The organism is Kingella pumchi, from assembly GCF_022288825.1.
Lineage (GTDB): Bacteria > Pseudomonadota > Gammaproteobacteria > Burkholderiales > Neisseriaceae > Kingella_D > Kingella_D pumchi.
This window is the reverse complement of the sequence record NZ_JAKOOW010000021.1, coordinates 79,230-79,623: the sequence shown is the minus strand read 5'-3', so window position 1 is coordinate 79,623 and position 394 is coordinate 79,230. Positions and strand designations below refer to the sequence as shown.

The following is a 394-nucleotide window of genomic DNA, read 5'->3' as shown; positions in this document are numbered from 1 at the left end:
CAAAAAGGGTTGGTACCGCTCACGCATGGATATCTATCCCGAAAACAAAATCTACGAGCAATGCCAGCACGATTAGCCCAGCTGTACCGCTTTCAGGCTGCCTTAACCGGCAGCCTGAAAGCCTAACGGGCATGAACAAAACCACCGTACCAATCCCAACCATCCCCAATCAGGAGATTCCGAATGAACAAACCGATACTGCCCCTTATGCTCTGCCTGCTGCTTTCAGGCTGCCTGAATATCGGCAGTGGCTTCCGCGTGCCGCCCGATGCGTCGGGCTGGTGGGAGCTGTGCAACGAAGACAAAATTTATCCTGCTAAAAAAACTCCACCGGAAGCCAGCAGAGCTGAGCGTGATGAAATGCTGCGGCAGATGAATTTGTACGGTCAGCGCC

Annotated in this window: 1 pseudogene; it reads left to right on the top strand. The window is 53.3% G+C overall.

Annotated elements, in window-relative coordinates:
• Positions 1 to 183: 183 nt before the first annotated feature.
• Positions 184 to 394, top strand: a pseudogene (locus tag MB824_RS05020) (hypothetical protein); the annotation flags it as partial.